This is a genomic window from Advenella sp. RU8 (assembly GCF_048381675.1).
Lineage (GTDB): Bacteria > Pseudomonadota > Gammaproteobacteria > Burkholderiales > Burkholderiaceae_B > Advenella.
This window is the reverse complement of the sequence record NZ_JBLWIS010000007.1, coordinates 1-23,447: the sequence shown is the minus strand read 5'-3', so window position 1 is coordinate 23,447 and position 23,447 is coordinate 1. Positions and strand designations below refer to the sequence as shown.

The 23,447-nt window shown below is 46.4% G+C and carries 27 protein-coding genes and 1 tRNA gene; 24 read left to right on the top strand and 4 right to left on the bottom strand.

All coding sequences use genetic code 11. The annotated features are described in order from the left end of the window. Window positions 1–38 precede the first annotated feature (38 nt). From ACM5Q9_RS09745 to ACM5Q9_RS09675, 15 genes are all read left to right on the top strand, one after another. On the top strand, window positions 39–1,340 hold the full coding sequence (locus ACM5Q9_RS09745) for a tyrosine-type recombinase/integrase (protein WP_418144542.1): 1,302 nt from the start codon (window positions 39–41) through the stop codon (window positions 1,338–1,340). 226 nt (window positions 1,341–1,566) lie between these two features. Continuing rightward, window positions 1,567–2,655, top strand: coding sequence for a hypothetical protein (locus tag ACM5Q9_RS09740; protein WP_418144541.1), 1,089 nt, complete (start codon window positions 1,567–1,569; stop codon window positions 2,653–2,655). A 316-nt stretch (window positions 2,656–2,971) separates the two neighbouring features. Next, window positions 2,972–3,181, top strand: a complete 210-nt coding sequence (locus ACM5Q9_RS09735; RefSeq protein ID WP_418144540.1) for a hypothetical protein — start codon at window positions 2,972–2,974, stop codon at window positions 3,179–3,181. Next, entirely contained in the window at window positions 3,178–3,840 is a 663-nt protein-coding gene (locus tag ACM5Q9_RS09730; protein WP_418144539.1) for a Rha family transcriptional regulator, read from the top strand. The genes ACM5Q9_RS09735 and ACM5Q9_RS09730 overlap by 4 nt, the downstream gene beginning before the upstream one ends. Before the next feature lie 277 nt (window positions 3,841–4,117). Next, window positions 4,118–4,381 carry a hypothetical protein gene (locus tag ACM5Q9_RS09725; RefSeq protein WP_418144538.1) on the top strand — a complete coding sequence of 88 codons (264 nt, stop codon included), beginning with the start codon at window positions 4,118–4,120 and terminating at the stop codon, window positions 4,379–4,381. Next, the gene (locus ACM5Q9_RS09720; RefSeq protein ID WP_418144537.1) at window positions 4,374–4,697 is read left to right on the top strand and encodes a hypothetical protein; all 324 of its coding nucleotides are present in this window, start codon (window positions 4,374–4,376) and stop codon (window positions 4,695–4,697) included. The genes ACM5Q9_RS09725 and ACM5Q9_RS09720 overlap by 8 nt, the downstream gene beginning before the upstream one ends. Then, window positions 4,690–5,028 carry a hypothetical protein gene (locus ACM5Q9_RS09715; RefSeq protein WP_418144536.1) on the top strand — a complete coding sequence of 113 codons (339 nt, stop codon included), beginning with the start codon at window positions 4,690–4,692 and terminating at the stop codon, window positions 5,026–5,028. Before ACM5Q9_RS09720 ends, ACM5Q9_RS09715 begins: the two co-directional genes overlap by 8 nt. Further along, entirely contained in the window at window positions 5,025–5,267 is a 243-nt protein-coding gene (locus tag ACM5Q9_RS09710) for a hypothetical protein (RefSeq protein ID WP_418144535.1), read from the top strand. Before ACM5Q9_RS09715 ends, ACM5Q9_RS09710 begins: the two co-directional genes overlap by 4 nt. Beyond that, entirely contained in the window at window positions 5,267–5,491 is a 225-nt protein-coding gene (locus ACM5Q9_RS09705; protein WP_418144534.1) for a hypothetical protein, read from the top strand. The genes ACM5Q9_RS09710 and ACM5Q9_RS09705 overlap by 1 nt, the downstream gene beginning before the upstream one ends. After that, on the top strand, window positions 5,488–5,706 hold the full coding sequence (locus tag ACM5Q9_RS09700; RefSeq protein WP_418144533.1) for a hypothetical protein: 219 nt from the start codon (window positions 5,488–5,490) through the stop codon (window positions 5,704–5,706). The genes ACM5Q9_RS09705 and ACM5Q9_RS09700 overlap by 4 nt, the downstream gene beginning before the upstream one ends. Next, window positions 5,703–6,659: a DUF7146 domain-containing protein gene (locus tag ACM5Q9_RS09695; RefSeq protein WP_418144532.1), complete on the top strand. Its 957-nt coding sequence runs from the start codon at window positions 5,703–5,705 to the stop codon at window positions 6,657–6,659. Before ACM5Q9_RS09700 ends, ACM5Q9_RS09695 begins: the two co-directional genes overlap by 4 nt. After that, complete coding sequence (locus ACM5Q9_RS09690) at window positions 6,656–8,179, top strand: YfjI family protein (protein ID WP_418144531.1); 1,524 nt, start codon at window positions 6,656–6,658, stop codon at window positions 8,177–8,179. The genes ACM5Q9_RS09695 and ACM5Q9_RS09690 overlap by 4 nt, the downstream gene beginning before the upstream one ends. Before the next feature lie 2 nt (window positions 8,180–8,181). After that, entirely contained in the window at window positions 8,182–8,565 is a 384-nt protein-coding gene (locus ACM5Q9_RS09685; RefSeq protein WP_418144530.1) for a hypothetical protein, read from the top strand. Further along, window positions 8,558–8,890: a single-stranded DNA-binding protein gene (locus tag ACM5Q9_RS09680; protein ID WP_418144529.1), complete on the top strand. Its 333-nt coding sequence runs from the start codon at window positions 8,558–8,560 to the stop codon at window positions 8,888–8,890. The genes ACM5Q9_RS09685 and ACM5Q9_RS09680 overlap by 8 nt, the downstream gene beginning before the upstream one ends. Before the next feature lie 128 nt (window positions 8,891–9,018). Then, on the top strand, window positions 9,019–10,431 hold the full coding sequence (locus ACM5Q9_RS09675; protein ID WP_418144528.1) for a baseplate hub protein: 1,413 nt from the start codon (window positions 9,019–9,021) through the stop codon (window positions 10,429–10,431). On the opposite strand, the gene ACM5Q9_RS09670 is transcribed toward ACM5Q9_RS09675, so the two are convergent. Continuing rightward, a complete protein-coding gene (locus ACM5Q9_RS09670; RefSeq protein WP_418144527.1) occupies window positions 10,391–11,023 on the bottom strand; it encodes a hypothetical protein in 633 nt (210 codons plus the stop codon). The genes ACM5Q9_RS09675 and ACM5Q9_RS09670 overlap by 41 nt on opposite strands. A 113-nt stretch (window positions 11,024–11,136) precedes the next feature. Here ACM5Q9_RS09670 and ACM5Q9_RS09665 point away from each other — a divergent pair, with 113 nt between their 5' ends. The 3 genes from ACM5Q9_RS09665 to ACM5Q9_RS09655 all read left to right on the top strand — a co-directional run bounded on the left by ACM5Q9_RS09665 (window position 11,137) and on the right by ACM5Q9_RS09655 (window position 13,179). Further along, window positions 11,137–11,964 (top strand): hypothetical protein, encoded by an 828-nt coding sequence (locus ACM5Q9_RS09665; protein WP_418144526.1) that lies wholly within the window; start codon window positions 11,137–11,139, stop codon window positions 11,962–11,964. A 61-nt stretch (window positions 11,965–12,025) separates the two neighbouring features. Next, entirely contained in the window at window positions 12,026–12,454 is a 429-nt protein-coding gene (locus ACM5Q9_RS09660; protein ID WP_418144525.1) for a hypothetical protein, read from the top strand. Window positions 12,455–12,954: 500 nt separating this feature from the next. Continuing rightward, window positions 12,955–13,179 carry a hypothetical protein gene (locus tag ACM5Q9_RS09655; RefSeq protein ID WP_418144524.1) on the top strand — a complete coding sequence of 75 codons (225 nt, stop codon included), beginning with the start codon at window positions 12,955–12,957 and terminating at the stop codon, window positions 13,177–13,179. A 95-nt stretch (window positions 13,180–13,274) separates the two neighbouring features. On the opposite strand, the gene ACM5Q9_RS09650 is transcribed toward ACM5Q9_RS09655, so the two are convergent. Then, the gene (locus ACM5Q9_RS09650; RefSeq protein ID WP_418144523.1) at window positions 13,275–13,520 is read right to left on the bottom strand and encodes a hypothetical protein; all 246 of its coding nucleotides are present in this window, start codon (window positions 13,518–13,520) and stop codon (window positions 13,275–13,277) included. Between the two features lie 191 nt (window positions 13,521–13,711). On the opposite strand from ACM5Q9_RS09650, the gene ACM5Q9_RS09645 reads away from it, so the two are divergent. Next, window positions 13,712–14,536, top strand: coding sequence for a hypothetical protein (locus ACM5Q9_RS09645; RefSeq protein ID WP_418144522.1), 825 nt, complete (start codon window positions 13,712–13,714; stop codon window positions 14,534–14,536). A gap of 2,650 nt (window positions 14,537–17,186) precedes the next feature. Here the strand turns inward: ACM5Q9_RS09645 and ACM5Q9_RS09640 are convergent. Next, a tRNA-Phe gene (locus ACM5Q9_RS09640) sits at window positions 17,187–17,262 on the bottom strand. A gap of 316 nt (window positions 17,263–17,578) precedes the next feature. Between ACM5Q9_RS09640 and hemA the strand changes: the two genes are divergently transcribed. The 5 genes from hemA (at window position 17,579) to ACM5Q9_RS09615 (ending at window position 21,795) form a co-directional block, all read left to right on the top strand. Then, a complete protein-coding gene (hemA, locus tag ACM5Q9_RS09635) occupies window positions 17,579–18,853 on the top strand; it encodes a glutamyl-tRNA reductase (RefSeq protein ID WP_418144521.1) in 1,275 nt (424 codons plus the stop codon). A gap of 71 nt (window positions 18,854–18,924) precedes the next feature. Beyond that, window positions 18,925–20,004: a peptide chain release factor 1 gene (prfA, locus tag ACM5Q9_RS09630; protein WP_418144520.1), complete on the top strand. Its 1,080-nt coding sequence runs from the start codon at window positions 18,925–18,927 to the stop codon at window positions 20,002–20,004. Between the two features lie 16 nt (window positions 20,005–20,020). After that, window positions 20,021–20,842: a peptide chain release factor N(5)-glutamine methyltransferase gene (prmC, locus tag ACM5Q9_RS09625; RefSeq protein WP_418144668.1), complete on the top strand. Its 822-nt coding sequence runs from the start codon at window positions 20,021–20,023 to the stop codon at window positions 20,840–20,842. 64 nt (window positions 20,843–20,906) lie between these two features. Then, window positions 20,907–21,236: a Grx4 family monothiol glutaredoxin gene (gene grxD / locus ACM5Q9_RS09620; RefSeq protein ID WP_418144519.1), complete on the top strand. Its 330-nt coding sequence runs from the start codon at window positions 20,907–20,909 to the stop codon at window positions 21,234–21,236. After that, window positions 21,229–21,795, top strand: coding sequence for a UbiX family flavin prenyltransferase (locus ACM5Q9_RS09615; protein ID WP_418144518.1), 567 nt, complete (start codon window positions 21,229–21,231; stop codon window positions 21,793–21,795). The genes grxD and ACM5Q9_RS09615 overlap by 8 nt, the downstream gene beginning before the upstream one ends. A gap of 207 nt (window positions 21,796–22,002) precedes the next feature. Here ACM5Q9_RS09615 and ACM5Q9_RS09610 read toward each other — a convergent pair whose 3' ends face one another. Continuing rightward, window positions 22,003–22,764: an EI24 domain-containing protein gene (locus ACM5Q9_RS09610; RefSeq protein ID WP_418144517.1), complete on the bottom strand. Its 762-nt coding sequence runs from the start codon at window positions 22,762–22,764 to the stop codon at window positions 22,003–22,005. Window positions 22,765–23,447: the final 683 nt, after the last annotated feature.

The window sequence follows — 23,447 nt, the reverse complement described above, 5'->3', positions numbered from 1 at the left end:
ATAATAAAGTCTACATGGGGTCTACATGGGATTGAATTGTGGCTAAAGAAAGGGAAAATCTAACATCCGGATTGATTGGTAAGGCTGACTCAGAAGGCAAGCAGCAGCGCTTCATTCGTGATGCCAAACAGCCTGGCCTCGCACTTCGGGTTACCTTGTCTGGTCACAAGGCATTCATCTATGAGGATAAGCTTGCCGGCAAGGCCATTCGTATAACCATTGGTGATGTTCAGTCTCTTGGTATTGGTGAGGCACGGGATAAGGCGGCAGAGCTTAGGGCCATAGTCAAGTCAGGCAGAGATCCAAGGGTGGTGAAGCAGGAAAGAACTGAGGCTGATATTGCCAAACGGGAACAAGAAAGAAGGCAGGTTGCTACCTTTGGTGATGCATGGAAAGCCTATTTGGAAGAACGTAAGCCACATTGGGGTGAATTGCATTACAGGGACCATGTAGCCCTTGCTCAAGTAGGCGGGCAGGTACGCAGGCGCAATAGAGACGTTAAAACCATTGATGGGCCATTAGCCGTCTTTATGCCAATGCGCTTGAGTGACATTACTCCTGAATTGATACTGGAATGGACCAAGAAGGAAACCGTTATTCGTCCTACCCGGGCCAGATTGGCGTTAAGGTTATTGAATGCATTCTTGAATTGGTGCTCTCATGAAAAAGAGTACCAGGACATAACCAATACTGAAGCCGCCAGAAATAAGAAAATACGTGATGCAGCGGGAAGCCCAGGGGTTAAGAATGATTACCTGCAACGGGAACAACTGGCCACATGGTTTAATCATGTCCAGAAAATACAGAACCCCATCATAAGTACATTTCTTCAGTGCCTCTTGCTGACTGGCGCCAGACGTGAAGAATTGGCTACCCTAAAATGGTCTGATATTAATTTCAAATGGCGTGGAATGACACTTAAAGACAAAGTGGAAGGGGAAAGGCAGATCCCATTAACGCCATACGTCATGCATCTGATTGATAGCCTGCCAAGACGTAATGAATGGGTGTTCAGTAGCACTACAAGCCAGTCAGGGCGCTTGATAGAGCCATCCATACAACATAGGCGGGCATGTGATGCAGCAGGGCTACATGGCCTCACATTGCATGGCGTAAGGCGTTCATTTGCTAGTTTGTGTGAGTGGTTAGAGATACCCGGTGGCGTATCAGCACAAATTCAAGGCCACAAGCCCCAAGGCGTACGGGAATTAAACTACATAAGGCGGCCACTGGACCTATTGCGGGTACACCATGACACGATTGAAGCATGGATGCTCGAACAGGCCGGTATCAAGTTTGATGCAAAGTCCATACCCGCCAAAATAAGAGTAGTGGCGTAAGGCAGTGTTTTTTTGGTTTTTGGTAAGTTGCTACTGCTAAAGTTGCTAATCTTGCTAAAGTTTGGTTGTCTCAGTTTTTAACTTTTCAGCACTTGCTAATGCTAATGTTGCTAAAGTTGCTAATGTTAAAGTCAGTGCCTACCCCGACGGGGGGAACACCGCAACGCCAGCGGCCCGGCACTGACCCCTTTGTTTTTTGGCGTGTAACTTTGGCGAGTTTGTGCATATGGATTTTTTCCAACAACAATTAAACAAGAATCGGGAAGCATTTATTTCAATCAGGGAGGTCATTACCGGGCTACAGGAAAGTAGCCCTAAGTCCAGTGTTGCCAATATTGCACAGGCTTTGCTTCAGATTGAAGATTTGAATCATTTTCAATTAACGGCTCGGCTAAGCAAGGATATGAGCAATGAAATACATGATTTTGCTCCATGCGATAAGTTATTAAGTGAAATTGCTTATTTTGGTGATATTCGAGAGATAGACTTTGGTTCTCCGGATCAGTGGGATTATGAAGCTTTTCCAGATGGAAAATTGGACCCTGATTACATTGGCTGGCACAGGAGAGGCTTCATAGATCTGTTATTAGTAAATGGCTGGCCTGTCCCTGACAGTATGTACAGATTTAACGGGACGCAAAAAAAAATTATTCCTGACTGGTACAAGTTATACCTATCAAGATCATATTTAACCCTTGATGAGGCAAGCTTTATTATTGCAAAAAGCAATTTTCAGGCTGGTTCTGATGAAGAATTTAATGATGCCCAGCTTGATTACAAAACTATGCTTCAAGCATCAGTAACCGAAGAGGTGATAGCCTTATCTCCTAATTGCTCGTCACTTCTTCTTAGTGAAGAATACTGGCAGCTTAATATCCGAGATATTAGGCGGATATGCCATATAAACGGATTGGAATGGCCAATCCCCTGGGATGAAGAGGAGGAGCCATTAAGCATTGAAGTAGTGGAACTACAGGAACGGGTTAAACAACTCACAAAACAAATTAGCCAATATGAAACCCAGGCCAAAGAACTGGCAAACCTGAAGCAGGAAAATGCCATTCTGCAAGAAAAGCTGATTAATGGCGCCAAACCTACCCAGGGGACAGAAAAACCACTCACCACTCGCGAGCGCAATACCCTGTTAGTTATCATTGCTGGACTATGTGATTATTCTGATATTGACCACAAAGGACGTGAAGCGGCTGGACAAATATCAAGAATGACCGATGAAATTAAAGCGTCCATTACCGCTGAAACGATCAGGGGGCATTTAAACAACATTCCTGATGCACTTGTAACCCGCATAAAATAACGATTGAAACTCGAATTCGATTTTCTCATAATCGAATTCGAGCATGCAGTACCAAGTAAAAAGCAACATAGCACCATGTTCAATAAACCCCAGAAAGGTTAAGCATGGCGCACGAAAGCACCCAAACATATCCAGAATTAAATCACATCACCGCCCCAACGATTAAAACCGAGCAGGCGGCCTTCTACCTAAATCGCAGTCGGCAAACCCTATACATGTGGTCGTCACAAGAGAACGGCCCCATTCGTCCAGTGCGCATTAATGGCCGCCTATCCTGGCGCGTCTCTGATATTAAGTCTTTGATGGGGGCGTAATTATGGAAATACGCGAAGCTCACCTCCTGTACCGTCACCCTGATGCCGAGGGTATTGTTATTTATGAACCCGAAAGCCGTACTCTAAAAACCGTTGATGAAGATAGTGGTATCGAGGTTTACATAGAGGTTGACCCCGCTGGCCTGCTGAAAATTGCCGAAGCCATGACACGCATTGCCCGCGAAATGCTTTATGGGAGTGATAAAAAATGAAAAACGCCCCCACAACAAAAAGCCATGAGAGCGCGAAAGAGCAAGCCAATTATAACATTGTGGTTGCCGGCACAGATATGCCACGAGTTGATAGCCGCCTGATTGCTGGTCAATTGGGTATTCGGCATAAAAACGTTATTTCAAATATAGAAAAGTACAAACAGCACTTCATTGTATTTGGAATTGTTCCGTTTAAAACGGAGAAATTAACTTTGGGTAGGGGGCGTTCTGATAGGTACGCTTTACTCAATGAAGATCAGGCATATTTTCTGCTTTCACTTTCCCGCAATACTGACAGAGTGGTGGATTTGAAAGTCCGTCTGGTGCAGGCATTCCGCGATGCCAGGCAGGCGGTGGATTTAAACAAGACCGAGTATCTGCCGTCATATCGCGCTTTGCATGACCGGATTCAAACCCTTGCTGGCCAGACAGCTAAATCAAAATACGTGCACATCAATATAAACAAATTGGTAAACAAGGTAGCTGGGGTCTCCCCTGGGGAGCGATCAAAGCTACCCGTGCCGAGGAAGGCACTGGTGATCATGGCTCAGCATTTAGCTACACAAGCCATGGCCCAGGCTAAAAATCACAATGAAGGCTACCAAAAGGCAAAAGCGGTTTTGAATGGTTTTGCTGACTTTTCTTGGCTTGAGGGGTGAGTAATGCTTGCAAATCATTTTCCCCTAGTGCATAATTATTCCGTTCCTGAAACAAAAGGAAACGGGTTTGGAAGCCCGAACAACACAAGCGGACGAACCGCTACCATAGCGGATTTTTTTCGTCCATATGCTATTGCATGCCTCCTATGGGCAGGCGATAGTGGGGAGGCTTCGGCCTGCCGAGTCTTGTGTCTCGGTCTTCCAACCCTGCTATTTGCCTGCTCACCCCATTTGGAAGTGGGGCGCGGGTTTAACAAACCCACACAAGGAGGCTCCCATGCCTAATATCGCCCTTGCTCGTCCTGAGCAATCTCAATTTCCCCTTACTCGACAAGAAGCTGAACATGCGGCTCGTCTTTGGTTCATTCCCAGCAATCAGGCAATGACACTGGCAGAATGGCGTGATCATTTGCTTGAACGGCACCTGGCCGGCATCGAATGCAATGACTGGCAAGAGCGCCAGAGCCGAACCACCGCCTGGAACGATGCCTTCAACACTGGCGTTGCCAAGATGATTGCTGGAGGTGTTCGTCATGGATAAAAGCTTGAAAGATTGCATCCCGATCCTTAGGGATGATGTGCTACGCGCCGCCAGTCATGGGCGTATGAATGCCCTTCCATTCGCTAAGTTTACCAACCAGGCAGGCACCATCTTCAATGGCTTTGGTGTTCTGATTGAGTTGCTTCAAGTAGATCAACTAAAGAAAAGCAATGGTGCTGTTGACACGTTAACTGGGTATGAAACAGACGCGCTTTTGTCCATGATGCGTGAGACTTGCTGCATCATGTATGACAGCGCTGAAGAAGTCGCAGAGTGGGCTGAAAAGCGCTTGGCGGAGGTTGCCATCCATGAATAAGATCGCCAGCTCCAATATTCACCCAGAGCATGCCTCTGTTCCTAAAAAAGACCTTGATTTCATCACTGATGAATTTGATTCGGCCTTAATTTGCACCATTGAGACTTTGAGTGATATCGGTGATTTTTTGCAGGATATTGAGGACATTGCAAATCAAACTTCAGAAGGAATGCAAGGTGATGCAAAACTGGCTTTTATGAAGATCGCTCGGTTCGCCAAAATCTGCAAATGGCACTGCCATAGCACGTTCGATTACGCATCAAATATTTCCGAAACTTTCAAGAATGACCACGAGCCGGCAATTCTTGCGGCTATGAGGGATCAAGCATGAGTCGCCCAAATAGATCAAACGCAAAAAAAGAAGTGGGAAGCAGTGTACTTGATGGTTTTCACTATCGTGAACAAAAAAACATTGTCACATACGACAAGGAATTTTTTAGACTGAAAGTTATTAATGAATTCCGTGGACAAGAGGCTTATGCCTCAATAGGTCCGGTTGGATTGCTCAGAATCGCCAAAGAAATGATTCGTGTTGCCCACGAAATGATGCCTTGCCTGGAGAAAAAATAATGAACAACAAACAAATTTCATGCGATTTGCTGGATGAATTACAGCTTGCCATGTCACACGTAAATTCTCTCTGGGAAATCTTGGATGAGCATGAAAGCGGCATAAGGAAAGATGCTAGAACTCTTTTGCATTTCATCAGACAGCAAACCGACCTTATCAATACTGCGCTTGATGGCGCGAAACTTATCAAGCAATCAGTAGCGACAAAGAAGGAAGTGGCATGAACCCAATGAAAAAACATGAAAAATTCATCATGGATCTTGTGCTCCCCTGTGTTTTTGCTCATGCCCAAGAAGTGAAATGTGACCCTATAGAAGCAGCAATGGCGGTGTTTCTGTCCCTTGGAACGATCCTTCAGGAAGGAGGCTTTTCTGATGCGGATCTGTTTCATGCCATCAAAGCATCGGCCAAGGATAGTAAACCGGAGACCATGCAATGAACTTAAAGAATTTAACAAGTTTGGAAAAGGCCCTTGCTGAGGCTGGCTTGCAGGTGGACAGTGTAGAGTCTGGTCGTTTAATCCGCTGCAAAACAGTTGAGGATAAGGGCTTACAGAAATCTGGTTGGTATCGCTTGTTTTGTGACGACGATTTGATGACTTGCGTATATGGCGATTGGAGAACCGGCCTGCAAAGTACATGGATTGGAGGCAGTTATCCAAGCCCTAAACAGAGGTCGGATATAAAACGATTGATTGAGCAGGCGCAACAGGAACGTCAGCAGGAGCAGACCAGGCATTGGACCAAGAACCGTGTCAAGCTGATGGCCTTATGGAAAGAGGCTACCCCCCTTACCGAGAGCGACCCCGCAGGCCGATACTTAATTAATCGTGGGCTTATGGTGCCTGCTACTGGTGTTTTACGGTTTCATGCTGGCCTAGATTATTGGCATGACGGGGAATGTATGGGCCGGTTTCCTGCAATGTTGGCCGCAGTGACTTCCCCGACAGGAGAGTTAATCACCATACACCGTACTTTCTTAACTATCGAGGGGCAGAAGGCGCCAGTGCCGACAGTTAAAAAGCTGTGTTCACCTGCTGGCAGTATGAGTGGTGCAAGTATCAAGATTGGCAACGCTGTAACCCGTCCTGATGGCCGTTTGGGTGTCGGTGTTGCTGAAGGCATTGAAACCAGCCTTGCCGTTTCTATCCTATCTGGTGTTCCCTGCTGGCCATGCGTAAGTGCAAACGGTTTGGCAGGCTTTATGCCGCCCCCTGAAGTCCGGAATGTTTATGTTTTTGCCGATAATGACAAGAACGAAACTGGGCAGAAAGCAGCCGCACAACTGGCAGACCGCCTGACCAAACAGGGCGTTACTGTACGCATATACACCCCGCCCAACATTGGAGATGATTGGCTTGATGAGCTTATTTCAATGGGGGCGCCTGTATGAGTGCTGCAATTTTAAAACTTGATGATGTGCCTGCTACAGAATGGCCAGACCCCTTGCCGCTGGTTGGTAGTGTTTATGATCCTGAGCCTTACCCGCTGGATGCGTTGCCGCAGGGCATAAAGGCCGCAGTGCTGGACGTGCAGAAAGCCACACAGGCACCGCTTGCCATGATTGCCACAAGCGCCCTGACTGCATTAAGCCTAGCAGGGCAGGCACACATTAACGTGGCCAGAAATAAGCACCTGACAGGCCCTGTAAGCCTGTTTGGGCTTGTGCTAGCTGAGTCTGGCGAGCGTAAGAGTACGGTAGACTGGTTTTTTACCCGTCCCATTCGTGAATATGAGACCCAACAAGCTGAAAGCATGAAGGCTGATTTAGCTAATTACCATGCAGATCTACAGTCTTGGGAATCCAAAAAAGCAGGGTGTAAGGAAGCCATTAAACAGGCTGTCAAAAACGGTAAAACAACAGATGCGTTTGAGTCAAACTTGCGTGCACTTGAGCTGGACAAGCCTGAGCCACCCAAAGTGCCAAGGCTGATTTATGGAGACTTTACTCCGGAAGAGCTGACCTACTCATTGGCGACAAGGTGGCCAAGCGGTGGTGTTGTTTCTGATGAAGCTGGCAGTGTCTTTGGTTCACATGGTATGGGGGCGGATAGCGTTATGCGAAATCTAGCCGCAATGAATACTTTATGGGGTGGTGGCACCCATACGGTAAGCCGCAGGACTTCAGCAAGCTTCTCAACCCGCAATGCAAGGTTAGTGGTATCCCTGTTGGTGCAGTTGCCTGTCTTGGTCGATTACATGAGAAAGGCGGGGGAGCTGGCTAGAGGTTCAGGTTTTTTGGCAAGGTTCTTGGTGGCATGGCCTGAAAGCACCCAGGGCACCCGGCAATATCAAGAACCTAACGGCAACATGGCGGGGCTTACAGTCTTTACAGCCCGTTTAACGCAATTACTGAACATGCCTGTACAGTTTGACGAAACAGGTCATGGTCTGTCCTTCGTAACGCTTGAGCTTACACCCGAGGCCAAGAGCGTATGGGTTTCTGTTTATAACGCAATTGAAAGCGAGCTTGCTCCATTAAAAAGCCTTGCCGATGTAAAAGACGTCGCCAGTAAGACTGGTGATAATGCCGCCCGTATTGCCGCTTTATTTCACCTATTTGAGACAGGTACGATAGGTGATATAAGCAGGGAAAATATGAAGGCTGCTTGCGCTATTGCTATGTGGCACTTAAGCGAAAGTCGCAGATTGCTAACAGAGTTGCAACAGGCCCCTGAAATCAGTCTGGCTGCTAAGTTGGATGCGTGGTTGATTGAGCAATGCAATGAGCAGGGAACCAACTGCATAAGCACTGGCCATGTATTGCAACGGTTTCCATCTTCACGCTTGCGTAAGTTGACGCATTTATTGCCTGTATTGCAAGAGCTGATTGATGTGGATAGGGCAAGCCTGACAAGCGAAGGCCGTAAAAAGCTGATTGTCGTTAACCCGAAATTGCTTAAAGGGGGCTAATCATGGGCTTAATGGCATTGTTTGAAAATGCACTGAATGGGCAAGAAACAGCTAAAACTCTGGAGGACCACAATTTACTAAGGAATCATAAGGTCGAATTTACGGTAGGTTCGGTCGAAAAAGCCGGGATAAGGCGCCGGGAAAAACATGATGGCCGCATGCGTCAATTCCAGGAGAAAGGCCTTTCAAGTCGTGAGGCTAAGGTACTAGTGGATAGGTTGGCCAAGCGGGATGATGATTTTATAGATGACAGGATAAGCTGCGCTGAGTGCCGGCACTACTACGCAGGCAAGTGTGGTCTGAACGTTACCTTGATTGGTGAAACTACCATATTTTCATTGGTACGCTGCAACGGCTTTCAATTGGAATGGGGGCGTAATGATTGATGCATTGATAGCAGGCAAGGTGTATGGCGCCCCCAGGCAGGGCACAAGCAAGGTAGGGAGCACTTACACCACCGCCAAGCTGAAGATATCAGCAGGCAATGGCGAAATGCTTTTATGTGGCGTTATTGCCTTTGATCTTAAGGCTCAGGCCGCATTGCTGGCGCTGGCCGAGGGCGACAGCGTGGCATTGGCCGGTACATTAACCCCCAAGGTATACCAGGGTAAGGACGGGGTGCACAAACCTTCTTTGGATATGGTTGTACATGGCGTACTGACTGCCTACCATGTGAAACGCAAGCGGCAGGCAATCGAGGGGGCTACCTAAAAGCAGCATAGGGGGCAGGGGCCGCGCAAAAGAACATACCCTTGCCTTTCTAGATCAGCCCATTAATTCTTACCGTACGCATCACGCAGCGCTTTCACCCGCACTTTTGAAAAGGATAACAATTTAATATGACTAATAACATAAAACAGTATTTGCGAAAATGGTCAATGATGATCAATGGCGAGCCGTTTATTGATGCCCGGGACGGGCACCAGTTTCGGTGTGTGTTTGATATCCAGGTTAGGCCAGGTGGCAGCTCGATGATTGCCGAGTTTCATCTTTACAACCTATCCAAAAGCACCGTCATTAACCAGCGGTCTGACATTTCTTTCAGTGCGGGATACTCCGATAACTTCAGCGTGCTTTTTAATGGATCAATTGTAAACATTATGAGGGGGCGACGTGGACCTGATGTTATTACCAGTCTTTTTTGTCGCTCTAGCACGCACCTTACACGTGGGAGTATGTACGGCGCTTACGGCCAAGGAGCTCACGTCACTGATGTATTGAGAGATGTAGCAAGATCATGGCCTTTATATCTTGATATGGACCCATCCCAGTTTGATGAAAAAGATGTATTCCCCGCTGGATGGACCGCGAGCACAGACCCACAGGCCACACTGGAGAGCCTGAAAAAAATGTTTGGTTTCCATTGGACAGTGGAGAATGGTTCGCTCGTTATTACGCGAATTAACAAAGAGCGCAGCACGACGATGTTTGACATCAATCAATCTAATGGCATGGTTGGCATGCCTGAGTTAATCGGCATTGAAGATGGGATTGGGGTGGAGGTAACGACAAAGATAAATCCGCTTATCAGGGCATCAAGCCGAATTAATGTTAAATCCGAGTTCACAAGCTATCAAACCGGAAACCTTCACATTGCCGAAATGGATGGAGATGCATCTGCTAATGGTGAATATAACGTATTCAAAATGAGTTATTTTGGTGATTCGCATGGCAACGCATGGGATATGAGGATACTTGGCTTTAGGGCGGGATCGCAGGTGTTATTGCCTATAAACACGGGCGGCAGCCTGATATGGGGTAAGGTAGTTGAGCCTGAATTCCGCGCAAAAGTACGCGAGATAGCCCAAAGGCAGGGACTTGATCCGAATTGGTATATGGCGGTGATGGCATTTGAGACAGGGGGTTCATTTAGCCCATCAGTCCCAAACGCAAAGGGATCAGGCGCCACTGGACTGATTCAATTCATGCCTAATACCGCGAAAGGGCTAGGTACCAGTACGGCGGCACTGGCAAGTATGACGCGGCTACAGCAATTGGATTATGTTGAAAAATACTTTGATCAATACAAATCAAGAATCAAGAATCTTGGCGATATGTACATGGCTGTATTTATGCCGGCCAAGGGAATTGGAAAGCCTGATAGCACTGTGCTTATAGACAGGGATACATGGCCGACTGCGTACAATCAAAACAGCAGCTTGGATAAAAACGATGATGGCAAGATAACACGTGGCGAGGCGGTAGAGAGGGTTAATTTGAAGGCGAAAGAAGGCCAGGGACATATGGCTTAGCCGTTCTGCAATCTGATACTTTGCTCATATCTATTTTGAGTGTTTCGGGCTGGATTTTATTCAGCCCTATTTTTGCAATAACATTGCCGTTTTGGTCAATTTTCCATAACCCGTAAAAATCATTGCCATGCCCAGGTCTGTTATGGCTTGTTGATATGATCCGCCAGTCCTTGTTATTTGGTGATTTTACGTTTGTGAATATATAGGTAACTGAATTTCTGAATATGCAAAAGTCCTGCGGCTCATCGGTGAAATAGTAATTCCCAACTCTGGACATTTGAAAGAACTCGGAAAAGCTATCTGCGCTACTGTGTTCCTTAACGTATTTCATGGCCTTCATGAGATCACTTTTAATTTTTTCTTCTGTAATACCAAGACCTTTGCAAATATCATTAAGGCCTATTTGCTCATGGCCGGAACGAAATTGAGCGTGAGACGCCACGCATACAGATCCGTCATCAAACCGTTTGTATAGACGTTCGTAGCCATTAAAGAACGCCCTGTCTGGATGGTTTGTGACGTCAATACTTTGCGCAACGGCAATGGGGCATGAGGCCGTCAATACAGCGGCAAAAAGCAATTTAGTTTTCATTAGTCATTTCCTTGAATGGATGTAAGTTAACCAAGTGTGTAAAAAGCGGCTGCATATTGTTTAATTATTGCATAATGATACAAATTGGAATGTTAATTACAGTAGGAGGGGGCATGAGAATTAGAAAGTTATTGGCTTCAATATGTTTGGGGGCGTTTTGTGTCCCGGCTTTTGCTGAAATTGATATCGACATAACCAATCATCCAGATAAAGATTTTATTCTAGGGTATAAAAAATCATACCCCCATGATTGCGATGTGATGTGGTGGGCTTCTCGCTGGAATACTCTACATTTGCAAGGGCTTGGCGAATGTAAGGGGATTACCGAGAGCCAGGTAATGAGTGACCTACAAAAAGAGATGGCGAGAATCAAGTCAATTATGGATGTAGAAAACTTTTCTGATTATTATCTGATAGAGCAAGCGGGTGGGCCGGCCAATAGATTGCCTGAAAAATATTGGTCGTATATGGAAGGATATCTCTACAAGTACAGTAAAGACTGTACAGTTCGTTGGGCTAAGCGAGCTTCTGCTTTTATTACCTTTGGCGATTGTCAAAATATAGGCAATGAAAAGTTAAAAGCCGATGCCATTAAATCCATCGAATATGCACAAGCCCGAAGCAAAGCAAAAAATTTCGATGAGTATTATCGTGAAATTGAAAGCAAGCCAAAAACAATAAAGCATTACAGTCAAGAGCAAGCAAAGTCTGATGCAAAAGAACTTTGGCGCCGAACTTGTATTGATGCAAAATCATTAAGACCAACCCCCTTCAATGAAATGGCCGAACAATATCCAGGCATAGACCGCATGCATGCCGCAAGACTATTTAGCAATGCCAGAATGACCGTTCAAGGTCTTGGTGGTATGGTAAATTGCGCTGAGCAATCATATTACGTTGTTGAGATGTATGCCTCAGATATAGATATCAGGGCAAAATGATATTTATAGAAACCCGTGGAAAGCTGTGAGTTGGATTAAGAAACCAGACTGAGGACCTAAAATGAGTAGCCCTGAATTGAGCGAGCTGTATATAGCCCGCATTTTAGTAGCGCTGTATGAAAACTGGGCCAACCCGATTATTCTTCATGCGGCATCAATCACAGAAATTTCTTTTGATACTGATCTGATGTTTGATGGACTGTCAGCCCCGGGTGAATGGTCACTTTTCGAGAATACCGTACATTGGATGGCGGAAGAAGGGTTTATACGGACCAAAGGCATTGGGGCGCACGTCTATGAATTTCATGATGTGACATTGACCCTGAAAGCTATGGAAATCATGAAAAAAGTGCCCAATCCATTGTCGTCAAATAGCACCCTCCTTGATGGCCTCAAGCAGGCCATTGGAGAAGGCAAGAAAGCTGCCATTCAGTCGCTGGTCAGCACTTCTATGACTGCCTTATTTCAGGCAATTCGCAGCGCTGTCTGAGGAAGGAATAATAGTCTTGCACGGGATGCATCAACATATGATCCAACCAGCAGCCTGGCTCTATCAAATGTCCCAATTTTGGGGTGGTCGTCTGTCCCCGCCGTCCCCTGTAATTTTGTGGAGGCCATAGGTAACGAATGCCAAACGGGCAAACGTTAACACCCGCCTATTGCCTCATACACGCCCAGGACATCAAGATTACAACAAGATAAACAGCAAGGCGTGGAACAAGTACCGCCCTGTGGATAACTTTTTATATAACGCTAAATAATTATTGCTCAAAAAATAAGCAAAACGGGAAACCCCGTGGAACATGCATAAACCCTATGTTTCTCTTATTGCGTACAAAAGTTATCAACATGTACGCATTCGCATAACGGGCGTTATGTAAAGTTGCGTACAAAAATAAACAAAACGGTTGCAATTCGAGAATTAAATAATTATGATTAAAACCATTCTCACGCGCGCGCGAGATTCATTATTTACCAAAAGTGAGCTTCATGACACCTGAAGAATTTACAACCGCATTGCAATCACTTGGCTGGAGCCAAAACGACTTTTGCCGCATGGCTGGATTGAATAAATCCACTCCCAGCCGGTGGATGGGGGGCGATACTGCTATTCCTGCATGGGTGCCTAAGTTTCTTGGCATGACACTAGAGGTCAAGCGGTTGCATGATACTTATGTTGTGCCACCAAAGCCCGGCAAACATAATGGCGATTAACCGCCCGTAATCATGTGCAGGCCTGCAAGCCCGTCATACTGCCCTTGATATGTCGCCTCCATGGCCATAATGACATGGGCATGCAATTCCATTGGTCAGCGGACCCATGCAGTTTGGGTGGCTGCCCCTTTAGCCAGACCGGCACGCCACCACCAGGGCGATAAATTGGCCGGAAAACGTAAAGAAAGCTGGTCAAATCGTGGTAAAAACCCCAAATACTGAAAAGGCAAAGAAGAAATTACAGGCTTGTCATAATTCTTGAAACCCGCATGAACAGGGGTTTTCTTTACTTCAAGAGCATTGTTGGCGAAAAACAGCACCCAAAAAAGGCAAAATCCCATGCTAATGATTTTTTTATTTAGTGTAGAATCGCGCGGAACAATTACAGCCAACAGCCAAAACGCCCCTATAAATAACTATTATTATTATGTGTGGCGTTTTGGATTTTATGGCATTTCTGTTTTTTGAAGGGGACTGAACAGGCCTATTTCCTATTTAAGCATTTGATTTTTAATGTAAACAGGGTGGGCGAATGACTGCTACTTTGAATATTTCTGAAGTAAGAATTGACGGCAAAACACAGTCTCGCGTTGAGATGAATAACGAAGTCATCACTGAATACGCAAATGCTGTCCAGGAAGGCGCTGAATTTCCGCCTATTCATGTTTTCTTTGATGGCGCAGTGTGGTGGCTGGCGGATGGATTTCATCGCTTTCATGCGCACAAACAGGCAGGCAAAGACATTATTAAGGCAATCGTTACCCAAGGCACGCAGCGGGATGCGGTTTTGTATTCGGTTGGGGCTAATGCTTCCCATGGCCTGCGTCGCACCAACGCGGATAAGCGCAAAGCTGTAATGACGTTGCTGGAAGATAGCGAATGGGCGGGTTGGAGCAATCGAGAAATTGCAAGGCAATGCGGGGTGTCTGATAAGTTTGTTGCGGCCGTGCGCGACCCGATCACAGCAAAAAAACAACAAAAGAACAGAAGTGATTCTGCACTAAAAGGCATTGAAGTGCGATCGGATCGCATTCAAGAAGACGAAAAAGTGCAGTCCGCCTGCGCCAAGACAGAAAATTTACCAGCAAAAGAAACCGCTCCGGTGGTTGATGAAGAAAAGGAAAAACTGAAAGAGCTGCTTGCTCAAGCACAAGAACTCAATTCAGAACTGGCGAGCAAAGGGCACACCCCCATTTTGGGGGTCTGCTTCCATAGTTTTATGGGGGCGGTAGATAACGGCCCCAACCACCTGAAAACTCTGTTCGTTGGCAAAGCGAGATTTTCCCGATTTGGTTTGCTGTGGGATTTTCCCGTAGCTACCAGTCAGCGCAAAATTGCGCATACCCCACTGCCGTGATTTCAAATCGCACCAGTCAGACTTCCGCACTCCAAATGCCAAAGTGAGCCAGGATCACTTTGAAAAGGGTTTCCGCCCCGAATTAAGCGAGTATTTAATTACCACTGAAAGGTGGGATTTGAAATCACTGTAAATACGGTTATTTGGTTTTGGCAACCCATCCGCGTTTCAAACGCCAAAGGGGGGAGCGTTTCACGACCCCGTTTCACTCCCACCGCTGGTGGACGTCAATTCCCTCAATTTGAGGAGTTTATATAATCTATTGATTTAATTGATGACGCAATTCTGCGCCATCTTTCACTAAGCAATCGCGCACGTGATAAGGGGCCACTGGCATTTGAAATGCGGGTGGGGGCTAAGTGATTGATTATTCTTAACTTCCACCATTGGTGGCAATTCAATAACCCCTTGATTTATTTCATGATCCAATTTTGGATCATCTTTTGCTGGAATGCCGTAAAAGGGGCAGGTTTAAAATCGCACCCTGGACACCCAAAGCGGGTGTCCGGATAGATGTTTTACTTGGTTTTCGGTAAAAGTATTCGCTCCCCAGTTTTGGGGATCGATCACTTACCCCGGTAAATTTTTACCGACCGTTATTTTTCGCCGAAATTGGCGTAAACCTCGAGAGCCCCGGGAACCCCAAAACGGGGGGGCTTCACAATTTGTGGGGATGGATGATAAAACTATCATCCGTTAAAATAATCCGGCCTTTTACTGCGTTGCAGGTAAAGGGTGTGATTTCAAATCGTACCCTTTCGCGCTTGAAACGTGAAAGCCGTGAGTAGTCGCACGAGTGGCTTAGATCGACTCTAACCTTAAGTTAGGCTCAAGCCACCGGTGAACAGGCGCGCGCGTGGCTTAGCGCTTGGAAGGGTTGCGTTTGAAACGCGATCCTTTGATAAACAGTCGCATGCGTGGCTTAGAGCATTTAATCTTGGTCAGATTTCAAATCCGACTTCGCGATTTCAAATCGAGAACGCCGAATCGGTGGTCTGGGCTTGGTGGGATTTTAAATCAGGGCAAGATACCGTATCCCTACTTTTCGGGAGACGCCCCCAAAATTGGAGCGGTTGCCCGAGACCCCCGAATCGGTGTTCTCGACCGTCTCCGCAATATATCCGAGACGGTAGGCAACGGTTAATAAAACCATTATCGGTTAAAGTCACATTTCAAATGCGGTTTGCATCTCCAACCTCAATTTGAGGGCTGGGCCCACGGTTCATAAGATTATGAATGACCGGCACCATCCCCTGGTAGGGTAAGGAGCCATCGGCATTTGAAATAGGGGGGGCTAAAAAATAAAAAAACACTCAAAGTTTTTTTAGAAAAAAATCATCGTGATTTCCAGATACTTATCTATCTGGAAACTTTGGCGAACTTTCCAGAAGTGACAGATCGCTGATTTTTGGGAGCGAGATAACGCTCAAATATGAGCGAAAGTATTCTTCGGTATTTACCGAATAACCAAAAAAACCGCATCCAACTTTAGCAATAATAGCAACTTTAGCATTAGCAACTACTCAAAAACCAAGAATTGTTTAAGCCAACATGTTGTTAAATGTTGTGGTTCGGAATGGTGTTTTGATGGGTAAAGAACCTAACAAAACCTAACATTGAAAACCTCAGATCGCGTAAAACATTTCAGGGCATTTGCCCGTTAGTAAATGTTAGTACCCAGATCGACCATTCATAGGTTTATGAACCGTTAAAAAGCAATGCCAGGGCATATTTACTTGTTAAGGTTTGTTAAGGTCAGAAATGGCATTTATCGGGTGAACGCCCCCCGAAACTGGCGAGCAAACTACTTGAAAAAACTTGAAATGACAAAGCGGCGGAACGGGCAAGGGGGGGGGCGTTTAGAGCATTAATATTGCACAAAGGGAAAGCGAGAGATTGGGATAGGATGGACGGGGCGATCACGGGGAGGGAAGCGGTAAGGTTACGGTAAGGCGTTATTCCCCAAAACCTGAGAAAACCTGAGATCTCAAAAGCCATGCCAAGGCAGCCGCCTGTTATTAAATGTTATGGTTTAAAGCGGCATTTTGACTACTAAGAAATGCTAAGGTTCAAGATAGCATTCTGGCGATAACTACTACGGAAAACTACGGTTATCAAACAAGACTTTTACTGGATTTTTAGTAAAAGGTTTGTGCTTGTTTCCGGTTCTGGAAATAACTCATTGATTCCAGGGCGTCATTTTTTTGTGTATTTGCCAAATAACCCAGTAGCATCTCTAACTTTAGCAACCTTAGCAAGATTAGCATTAGCACTTCCACCATAATCAATAAATGCTATTCCTATGTGTAGCAACTTTAGCAACATTAGCAGTAGCAAGCGTAGGAAAATCAAAAACTGAATCACTCAGGATAAAACTCTCTCTGAGATTTTCGGAGACCGTAAAAAGAGGGGTTATTGAGTTTTTGAGCATCTTTACGCGCGAGGGACTGACTGAGGCTTAAGGTGCCCACCATATGCGAGATGGTGGATAGTTTCTTGAGTCCACCTGCCGCCATAAAAGCAACAGCCAGAACCGGCAGCAGTAGCCCATAAAGTAGGCACATTGAAAATAAAAGTCTACATAGGGTCTACATGGAAACAGAAAAACAAAAAGCCCATTCTGAAGAATAGGCTAAGTGTTTGAATCTTATGGTGGCCTGGGGCAGAATCGAACTGCCGACACAAGGATTTTCAATCCTCTGCTCTACCGACTGAGCTACCTGGCCGTGAAAGATTTAAATATTACACCATCTTTTTGATTCTTGTAAAGCCACATGATAAAAAAACAACTAAAAAATGAAATTCAAAGCGATTTTGTTGTGGAAGTGCCTCATTTTGGTTTTTTTAGCATGTTGTATGGTCGGTTTGTGAAATTTGACCTTAATTATGCTCGAATCATACAAAAGGGTGTTTCCATAATGATTTTTATCAAGGACTCGTGCGATAGTGCTTAAAAAGTTGTCAAAAATCATGCGGGTATAACAAAATACCTGGCTCGGCATTATAATAGACATAATTCTTTCTTAATTGACTTATATACATATGTCACTTGATGTCCTTACATTTGGCCTGAATCATCATTCCGCACCGGTATCGGTGCGTGAACGCGTGTCTATGTCTGGTGAGCTTATTCGCCCGGCACTTGACGGCCTGCGTTCGGCTTTTGGTGGTTCATTGAAAGAAGCCACTATACTTTCTACCTGTAATCGCACGGAAATCTATTGTGCTGCCTCGCCTGAAATTGCCGAGCATGTGCCTCGTTGGCTGGCAGATTTTAATACCCTTGAAGCGGGTATCCTGAAACCGCACTTGTATCAATACAATAAAGATCAGGCAGTTCGTCATGCGTTCCGTGTGGCCAGCGGGCTAGATTCCATGGTATTGGGTGAAACCCAAATCCTGGGGCAAATGAAAACCGCTGTGCGTGCCGCCAGCGATGCGGGTGCAATGGGTACCTTGCTTAACCAATTGTTCCAGAAAACTTTTTCGGTAGCCAAAGAAGTACGTACCCAAACCGCAATTGGTGCTGAGTCCGTTTCTATGGCGGCTGCGGCAGTCCGTCTTGCACAGCGGGTCTTTGGCAATATTTCCAATACCAAGGTCTTGTTTATTGGTGCTGGTGAGATGATAGAGCTTTGCTCTGCCCACTTCGCGGCACAAAACCCAAAATCAATGGTGGTGGCCAACCGTACTCTGGAACGGGCAGAAAGCCTGGCCTGTAAGTTCGATGGCAGCACCATGAAGCTGTCTGATTTGCCTAATCGCCTCGCTGAATTTGATATCGTGGTTTCCTGTACGGCCAGTTCCCTGCCCATATTGGGTCTTGGTATGGTGCAAAAAGCATCAAAAGCCCGCCGTCATCAGCCTATGGTCATGGTAGATCTTGCCGTTCCCCGGGATATCGAATCCGAAGTGGGGCAACTTAATGATATCTATCTCTATACCGTAGACGATCTTGGCCGTTATGTGCAGCAAGGCAATGACTCCCGCCAGGCCGCAGTGGTACAGGCAGAAGCCATTATTGAAGGTCGTGTGCAAAACTTCATGCACTGGATGCAATCCCGTGCCGTTGTGCCGGTTATTCGTGACCTTAACGAAGGGGCTAATCAAATTAGTGCTTCAGAGCTTGAGCGTGCCCGTAAAATGCTGGCTAAAGGTGATGACCCAGAAGTTGTCCTGGAGCAGTTTGCTCGCAGTCTTACACAAAAATTTCTTCATGCACCTATGGTGGCCCTGAATCGTTCACAGGGTGCCGAGCGTGAACAGCTGATCGGCTGTTTGCCCAAATTATTTCCCTATCAGAAAAACGAACATTAGCGCTGTGGCATTCATTGCTATTGCGCTAATGTTCCGTCCATTTTTCTTTTCTTTCCCATTTCGAGTTATTTATGAAACAGTCCATGCGTTCCCGTCTGGAACAGCTATCCCAACGTTTAATAGAAGTAGATGCCTTGTTGGCTGAGCCGGAAATCGCTAGTGATATGGACCGGTTCCGTAAGCTGTCCCGTGAGCGTGCCGAGATTGATCCGGTTGTCGAGTTGTTTAAAAGTTATGAGTCTACCGAGGCTGATCTGGCAACCGCCATGGAAATGATGTCCGACCCGGAATTGAAAGAGATGGGCGAAGAGGAAATGAAGGCGGCAAAAGACAGGATAGCAGAGCTTGAGGATGCGCTGCAGCTGGAGCTCTTGCCCAAAGATCCGGATGATGGCCGAGGTGTATTTCTTGAAATTAGGGCAGGTACCGGTGGTGATGAAAGCGCTATTTTTACTGGGGACTTGTTCCGGATGTACAGTCGTTATGCCGAGGAACAGGGCTGGAAAGTAGAAGTTATGTCCGAGAACCCCTCAGAGATGGGCGGTTATCGAGAGATTATTGCCCGCATCGATGGAGATGGGGTTTACGGGCGTCTGAAATATGAGTCGGGTGCGCATCGTGTGCAGCGTGTTCCTGAAACCGAGTCTCAGGGTAGGGTGCATACCTCTGCTTGTACGGTGGCCATTCTTCCCGAGGCGGATGAGTTGGCCGAAGTGGCATTGAATCCGGCTGATTTGCGTATTGATACTTTTCGGGCCAGTGGTGCTGGTGGTCAGCATATTAACAAGACCGACTCTGCAGTGCGGGTCACTCATATTCCAACCGGTATTGTGGCCGAGTGCCAGGATGACCGTTCACAACACAAGAACAAGGCTCGGGCGCTAAGTGTGTTGGCGGCCAGGATTAATGACATCCAGCGTCAGGAGCAGCAGGCCAAGGAAGCGGCCGAGCGCAAGAGTCTGGTCGGCACCGGAGATCGTTCGGAGCGCATCCGTACCTATAATTATCCTCAGGGTCGGGTAACCGATCACCGTATTAATTTAACTTTGTATAAATTGCAGCAGATCATGGATGGGTCTCTGGATGAGCTTACCGGAGCCCTGATTGCCGAGCGCCAGGCCGAATTGCTGGCTCAATTGGGTGATCAATGATGGCGTGCGGGTATTAATGGATACGGTTCGTTCGGTAATCGCTCATTCGGGCCTGCCATTGCTTGAGGCAAGAATGATTGTGGGGCATGTGTTGGAGGTGTCACGTGCCTGGATGATTGCGCATGATTCCGATGCTATTCCGGCAGATGGTCTGCTGAAAATTCAGGCCATGTTCAAGCGCCGGCTTGCCGGCGAGCCGATGGCATATATTCTAGGTCAGCGTGAGTTTATGGGGCTGGTGTTCAAGACGACCCCTTCAGTGCTGATACCGCGTCCTGATACCGAGTTGCTGGTGGAAACGGCCATTGATCTGGTGCAAAACCGCGCTGTTGCAACGGTACTTGATATGGGAACCGGGAGTGGGGCCATTGCGGTTGCGATTGCCCATTATTGTCCACAGGCAAAGGTCATGGCTTCAGATAAGAGTGCCGAAGCCCTGGCTGTAGCCCGGGAAAATGCCCGTGATCTTGGGGTGCAGGTTGATTTTGTGGAAAGTGATTGGTATGAGCAAATACCATCCTGCAAGTTTTATCTTATTGTCTCCAATCCCCCTTATATCCATCATGCTGACGCTCATTTGGCGCAGGGTGATTTGCGTTTTGAGCCGCCTCAAGCTCTGACTGATTTTAGTGATGGCCTGGCTGCTCTTAGGGTAATTATTGCCGGTGCAGGAGGTTTTTTGCTTGATGGTGGCTGGCTCTGGCTTGAGCATGGCTGGGATCAGGCGGAAAGTGTCAGGGAACTGCTAATGAAATCGGGTTTTGTCAAAGTTGAAAGCCGCAAAGACTTATCGGGCATAGAGCGGATTTCTGGTGGTCAATGGCTGATTTCAGAGTAAAATACTCAGGTATTATTCTGTTCTGGTGGAACAGTTGTTTAAACGTTGATTAGGTGAAAATATAATGAGTGATGTACAGGATTTTATTCGCGAAACCGTAACCGAACACCCTGTGGTTCTTTTCATGAAAGGAACTGCCCAGTTTCCACAATGTGGCTTCTCTGGTAAAGCTATTCAGGTTTTGCGTGAACTGGGTGTAAAAAAACTGGTAACCGTTAACGTGCTGGAAGATGCCGAAGTCCGTAATGGTATTAAAGAGTACTCTAATTGGCCTACCATTCCACAACTGTATGTTAAGGGTGAGTTCATTGGTGGCTCGGACATTATGTCTGAAATGCATGAAAGTGGTGAGCTAAAGACAGTCTTGCAAGAAGCGGGCGCCCTGGATGACTAAACGTCGACTGGTGGTTGGTATATCGGGGGCAACAGGTTCTATTTACGCGACTCGACTTCTTGAGCGTGTCCGTGAAGTCCCTGATGTTGAAACGCATCTGGTTATATCCCCGCCTGGGGTGCTTAATATCAAATATGAGCTGCAGTTGGACCGACAAAATGTATTCGATCTGGCAGATCATGTCTATAACTTCAGGGATGTCGGGTCGGTACTGGCTAGCGGTGCTTTTCCTACTGCGGGTATGTTGATTTTGCCCTGTTCGATGCGAACGCTGGCAGCGGTTGCGCACGGTTTGTCAGATAACCTGATTACCCGTGCTGCAGATGTCCATCTGAAAGAAAGAAGGCGTCTGGTGCTGGCAGTTCGCGAAACGCCATTTAATCTTGCGCATTTGCGCAATATGACGCAGATAACGGAGATGGGGGGGATTATTTTCCCGCCGTTGCCTGCGTTTTATCATCACCCCAAAACGATTGAAGAAATGGTTGATCATACTGTTGCGCGTTTATTGGCACTGTTTGATATTGATGTGGGTGGCCCGGAATGGGAAGGTACCTGATCGGCAGTTAGGTGGGTTTGCCAGCAATCCCTACATAAATATAAACAGCCCATAAAACTGAATACCAGGTTCAGTTTTATGGGCTGTTTTTTTTGGCTTGATTTTTGCTGCGTGTCTGTTAGGCTGTTGCTGAGAATAGACTGATTGAGTGGGCCGGTATCCCAAAAGACTTGATGAAAAATATAATCAGGCTTTGCGGGTGACGACCTATGCCGTTTCTATTAACTGCTGCCTGCGTGTTTCCTGCAGGGCATTGAGCCCATAATGCGTACAAACTAGAATGGAATAAACCGGCATTATCAGGGAAAACGGGGGAACAAGGGCAATGGCAGCGCAAATAAGGCCAATCAGCCAGAAGCCTTTGTTGTGTTTTTTCAGGATGAGGTTGCGTTCTTGCGGGGTTGCGTGTTCCACAATGGCGTCCAGGCGGCTCATGTGTGAAAAGGCGTAAGCTCCCCAGAATAATGACAGCACGACCGGCATGAAAGGTATAAACCATAAAGGCAGGGTAAGCAGCCAGCCAATAATAAAGACGGACGATACTTTAATGGCGTTGGTAATACTGGTGGTGGTTGCGTTTACGCCCTTGCGTTCCAAGTCTGGGTAGTTAAACTGGCAAAGTTGTTTAAGTACCATGGGCATAATCACAACAGAGGCAAAGGCAAGGCCGATAATGCCACTGATGGCGCATAAGGCAATAAAAGAGAACAGGCCAGCAAGCCAGTCACTCATGGTGTGAAAGCCCCAGCCTGATAATTGGCTGGATGCTGTCTGAAACCAGCTCAAGGAGGTGGCGCTTTCAAAAAACCAGTTGTCTAGCGGAGTCCATGCGACCGATAACAAAATAATTGCTGCGATAAGTGCGACAAAAAAAGGCAGGATAATGGCAAACAGCATTTTAGGGCGTAACTGTGAAACAAAGCCCTTGCGGAATGCCTGGCTCAAGCCGGAATAAGAAGTTGCTGGCATATATATAGTAACTGTGAAAAATAATAGACTGCACACTATATGCAGTCCATAGGCGGTTAATCAAGCAATAAACGCCATAATAAGGGAAAAATCATTTCAGAATAATTCCTGGAGCAGGCCAAGCCAAGGGCAAGAATAATCAAGTAATGGTTGGGGACTTGAGTCAAACAGGGGTTATGGTGGTCATGTTGTAAAAAAAGAACGGGAGACGAATCTTATAAGAGAGGGGTAAGCAAAGGTCAATATGGGTTGTTTGGTGGTTTTTTGCTTGGGATTGGTTTCAATGATGGGCTTGGGCCTGGCGCTGTTAAAGCGCATAAAAATAGCTGACTGCTGCGTTGTTGCGATAAAAACACAAATTCTGATAAACGGCAATTACCAATTAAAACAATGGCTTGCGATATTTAGTGTAAAATACCTGGAAATATTTCAAGAAAAAGCTTGCCAAGGTGCGGGCTAGTTCGCTATAGTTACATTCTTTCGCAGCAACAGCACTAGGGTTTACCCTTAAATGCCAAGCAGCGAAAAGCGAAACGAAGTCAGTGTGTTAATCTGAGTTTTGATTAGGCAGTGGTAACGTGGGGCAGGTAAGTCTGGTGTGGTTAGCCAGATAGTTTAAAAAGAACGGTTTTAAAAATACTTTAAAATAGTTGTTGACAAACAAAACTCCATGCTTCATAATT